The 4,192-nt window shown below is 66.9% G+C and carries 7 protein-coding genes; 4 read left to right on the top strand and 3 right to left on the bottom strand.

The window, feature by feature from the left end; translation table 11 throughout:
* Positions 1–206: hypothetical protein (locus EAO80_RS17265; RefSeq protein ID WP_122091081.1), on the bottom strand; the 206-nt coding region annotated here is incomplete at its 3' end.
* A 78-nt stretch (positions 207–284) separates the two neighbouring features.
* Between EAO80_RS17265 and EAO80_RS17260 the strand changes: the two genes are divergently transcribed.
* Positions 285–1,124 (top strand): VOC family protein, encoded by an 840-nt coding sequence (locus tag EAO80_RS17260; RefSeq protein ID WP_122091080.1) that lies wholly within the window; start codon positions 285–287, stop codon positions 1,122–1,124.
* A 49-nt stretch (positions 1,125–1,173) separates the two neighbouring features.
* On the top strand, positions 1,174–2,322 hold the full coding sequence (locus EAO80_RS17255; RefSeq protein ID WP_122091079.1) for a CobW family GTP-binding protein: 1,149 nt from the start codon (positions 1,174–1,176) through the stop codon (positions 2,320–2,322).
* Here the strand turns inward: EAO80_RS17255 and EAO80_RS17250 are convergent.
* Positions 2,317–2,724 carry an SRPBCC family protein gene (locus tag EAO80_RS17250; protein ID WP_122091078.1) on the bottom strand — a complete coding sequence of 136 codons (408 nt, stop codon included), beginning with the start codon at positions 2,722–2,724 and terminating at the stop codon, positions 2,317–2,319. The two genes, EAO80_RS17255 and EAO80_RS17250, sit on opposite strands and share 6 nt — an antisense overlap.
* A 54-nt stretch (positions 2,725–2,778) precedes the next feature.
* On the opposite strand from EAO80_RS17250, the gene upp reads away from it, so the two are divergent.
* Together upp and EAO80_RS17240 are read left to right on the top strand one after the other, a co-directional pair.
* Positions 2,779–3,453 carry a uracil phosphoribosyltransferase gene (gene upp, locus EAO80_RS17245; RefSeq protein ID WP_122091077.1) on the top strand — a complete coding sequence of 225 codons (675 nt, stop codon included), beginning with the start codon at positions 2,779–2,781 and terminating at the stop codon, positions 3,451–3,453.
* A gap of 31 nt (positions 3,454–3,484) precedes the next feature.
* Positions 3,485–3,685, top strand: coding sequence for a DUF7569 family protein (locus EAO80_RS17240; RefSeq protein WP_122091076.1), 201 nt, complete (start codon positions 3,485–3,487; stop codon positions 3,683–3,685).
* Positions 3,686–3,776: 91 nt separating this feature from the next.
* Here EAO80_RS17240 and EAO80_RS17235 read toward each other — a convergent pair whose 3' ends face one another.
* Complete coding sequence (locus tag EAO80_RS17235) at positions 3,777–3,992, bottom strand: YgaP family membrane protein (protein WP_122091082.1); 216 nt, start codon at positions 3,990–3,992, stop codon at positions 3,777–3,779.
* Positions 3,993–4,192 lie beyond the last annotated feature (200 nt).

Raw genomic sequence — 4,192 nt, 5'->3', positions numbered from 1 at the left:
GGCAGCAACTCGGCGGTGTAGTACGAGACCGGCGAGGGGATGCCGAAGGCGTCGGGGAAACACGCGAGCATGAACTCGTCCTCCAAGTCCTCGGCCTCCTTCTCGATCGTCTCGTAGGCCGGGTGGGTGAACATCCCGTGATAGAGTCCCCGAGCCCACTCTTCGAGGGTGCGTCGGAGGCGCTCGATCCGCGTGACGAGGTCCATGGTAGTTGGTGTCGTTCGGCCGCCCAAAACGGTGTCGCTCGGGCGACGGTTATACTCGCGGGGATCCTACGGTCTTGCATGATCGACTCGGTGCTCCCCACTGGACCCCGCATCGGCCGGGTCGCCCTGCGTGTAAACGACCTCGATCGGCTCGTCGCGTTCTACGGGGACGTGGTCGGCCTCGCCGTACTGGACCGCGAGGGGGACCGGGCGACGCTCGGGGCGGGCGACGAAGCGCTGCTCGAACTGCTCGCCGATCCCGACGCGCCCCCCAGAGATCTCGAGGAGACGGGGCTGTTCCACGTGGCGTTTCTGGTTCCGTCACGGGCCGCGCTGGGCGACGCGCTCTCCCGGATCCGCGAGCGCTGGCGTCTCGACGGCGCCTCGGATCACCGCGTGAGCGAGGCGCTGTACCTCACCGACCCGGAGGGAAACGGGATCGAGATCTACCGGGATCGTCCCCGAGAGGAGTGGCCCATCGCGGAGGGACGCGTCGAGATGGATACGCGTCCGCTCGATATCGACGCCCTCGGGGACCGGCGCCGCGGCGAGGCCGGTGTTCCCGACGAAACGACCGTCGGGCACGTCCATCTGGAGGTCTCCTCGCTTCCACGGGCCCGCGAGTTCTACGTCGAGAAGCTCGGACTGGGGGTTCGCCAGGAGTGGAGCGACGCGGCGCTCTTCCTCGCCGCCGGCGACTACCACCACCACGTCGGGCTGAACACGTGGAACGGGCGGACGGCTCCCTCGACGGGATGCGGGCTCGCGTGGTTCGAACTGCTGGTCCCAGACCGGGAGACGTTGGCGGCGGTCCGGGGTCGGATGACCGACCGCGAGACCGATACGAGAACAGGCGATCCCGTCGTCACGGACCCCGACGGGATCGAACTCCGCCTGCGGATCGCGGATACCCCCTGAAAGCGCACCCGAACGGTGCGTTCAAGACCGGCCCGCCCCCAGCGACGCCATGGCCGACGCGATCCCCGTCACGATCCTTTCCGGAGCCTTGGGTGCCGGCAAGACCACCCTGCTGAACCACCTTCTGGCGAACGCCGACGAACGGATCGCCGTCCTCGTCAACGACATGGGCGAACTCAACGTCGACGCCGAGTTGATCGCCGAAGGGGGCACCGCGGAGGGGATCGCCGAACTCTCCAACGGGTGTATCTGCTGTGAGCTACAGGACGATCTGGAGACCGCGGTGATGCGACTGGCCCGCTCGCGGGAGTTCGACGGCCTCGTCGTCGAGTCCTCGGGGATCTCCGAACCCGCACCCGTTGCCCGCCTGTTCACGACCCGGTCGAAGGCCGCCGCGGTCTACGACGTGGACACCCTCGTCACCGTCGTCGACGCCGCCGACTTCCACGACCTCTTTGCGGGCGAGGTCACGCCCCAACGCGCGGAAACGAGCGAGGGTGAGAGCCGTCCGCTTTCGGATCTCCTGATCGAGCAGATCGAGTGCTGTGACGTCCTCGTCGTGAACAAATGCGACCTGCTCTCACCTACTGAACTCGACGCGGTCGGGACGGTTCTGAAGCGACTCGCCCCCGAGGCCCGGATCGTCCGTACGGAGTTCGGGGCCCTTGACCCCGGCGAGATCCTCCATACGGGGCTGTTCGCTGCTGAGGGGGGACCGGACGACGGTCCCACGCACGCGGAGGGCGGCCACGACCACGAGCACCGCCACCCCGACGAGGCCTACGGTGTCACCTCGTTCACCTACCGGCGCCGGCGTCCCTTCGACCCCGAGGGGTTCGCCGACCTGTTGGAATCCCTGCCGGCGGAACTGGTGCGCGCGAAGGGGACCTTCTGGGTCGCCGGCAACGGGGCAAAACTCCGTCTCGGCTATGCGGGACGGATCGCCCGAGTGACGGCGGGCGAGCGCTGGATCGCCGCCCGCCCCGAGATCGAGCGCGACCTCTACCGGGAGAACCGTCCCGATCTGGTGTGGCACGAGGAGTGGGGCGACCGCGAGCAGGCGCTCGTGTTCATCGGGCGCGGGTTCGACCGTGAGGAGCTGATCGACCGATTCGATGCCTGCCTCACCGACGAAGCAGAGGGCGACGACGGGTCGTTCCCGGCCGGGGACGAGGGAGCCGTCGAGTTCGAGTCATAGCGCCTCCTCGATGGCGTCGAGGGCGCGTTCGAGTTCGGCCTCGCGCTTCCAGACCGCCACACGATCGGTGAGCCGCCGCGGAAAGAGGTCGAGGGAGACGGTCGAGACCATCTCGATCCGGGTTCCCTCGTTTTCGGCCCCGTAGGTGAGCGTCGTCTCCATCTGTTCGAAGGGGCCCGCCTCGCCCTCCTGTTCGTATCGGTAGCCGTTCTCGCGTTCCTCGAAGAACAGTCCCATCTCCAGCCCGCTCGCGCCGGCGATCACGCGGGTCCCCTCCTCGAGTTCGATCGTCTCGCGGGGCTCGAAACTCCCCTCGTACTCGACGATCGACGCGGGCGAGAGGAGCCGGTCGACCTGTCGTGTCGTCGCCTGAACGAACCGCGAAACGCTGGCCTCGCGCATGGCGGGGATTCGGGGATCGGTACATTAAGGCCCTCGGACCGACCTTTCCGAACCATGACCATCGAAGACCGGGACACCGCACACGTCATCACGCACGCGCTGGCGCGGGACACCCTCTCGCGTCTCCGAAGCGTCGAGACCGAACAGGTCGCCTTCCGAAAAGGACTCGTGAAACTCGGACGGGTCTGTGGCTACGAGATCATCGACGGCAGCATGGAGACCGAGTACGTCGAGATCGAAACCCCGCTGGAGACGACGATGGGAGAACGCGTCAAGGGGCTCGACGACGTCGTGATCGTCAACGTGTTGCGGGCGGCGACGCCCTTCGTCGAGGGGCTTTTGAAGGCCTTTCCGAGGGCGAAACAGGGCGTCATCTCGGCGGGCCGCGACGAGGAGGCCGGCATGGCCGAAGGCGAGTTCCCGATCAGTATCGACTACGTGAAACTGCCCGAGATCCGCGAGCAGGACACCGTGATCGTCGCGGACCCGATGCTCGCGACCGGCTCGACGATGTGTGCGGTCCTCGATCGTGTTCTGGAAAACGCTCCCGAACCCGAACACCTGTTCGTCCTCTCCGCCGTCTCGGCCCCCGACGGTCTGGTCCGCGTCGGCGAGGCCTTCCCCGAGACACAGCTTCTCACGGTGAGTATCGACGACCGCCTGAACGACGACGGTTTTATCGTGCCGGGACTCGGCGACGCGGGCGATCGGGCGTTCCGCACGACGTAAGGGCTATTCGTCCGCCCGTGTGAGCTTCCCTATGGCCGACGTTTCCTGTGACGGCTGTGGCGAGGAGGTGGGGACGGCGCTTTCTCGCACCGTCTCGCTTGCGGTCGACGGCTCGGAGGTCGACTCTCAAACCCTCTGTCCGGGCTGTTTCGCCGACTGGATCGAGCGCTACGAACACCGGATGCGGCCCGATCCTGCCCCCTCGGTCGAGGGGATCGACTTCGTCGAGTGAACCCCTTCCTTTCGGGTCGAAACCGCAAGACGAGAGCCCCAATACGCTCGATTCGTTTGAGTCGAAACGCACCCTTCGAGAGCTCAATAGATCACCCGTCCGGTTCCGTGCGCTCCCCATGACAGGTGTCGATTCCCAATAGGGCGTTCAGCGGGCAACGCTGGACCGCGGCTGTGAGCAGGAGGTCCGCGCCCACGAGAAGTGCGACGATCCGTCCGAACCCCTTCGCCCGGAGCGCGGAGGCCAACACCGCGATCCCCGCGAGTATTCGGATGCGTCTGTCGAGCCCGCCGACGTTCCTGTCCATGCTCATCCATACGACGCGCTCGCTTTTGTAGTTTCAGTCCGTCGCCTCGTCCCCCGACAGTCCATCCTCGCCGCGTTCGAGCGCCCGTGGGGCGTCGTGGTGTCCGGAGTAGCCGTCGAACCAGCGGGCGACCCGCTCGATCCGGTCGACGATATGGCCGGGCTCGCCCGAGCGCGAGAGTTCGTGGCCCTCGCGAGGGT

This window comes from Halalkalicoccus subterraneus, assembly GCF_003697815.1.
Lineage (GTDB): Archaea > Halobacteriota > Halobacteria > Halobacteriales > Halalkalicoccaceae > Halalkalicoccus > Halalkalicoccus subterraneus.
The sequence above is the reverse complement of the archived record's forward strand: the minus strand, read 5'-3'. Positions and strand labels throughout refer to the sequence as shown.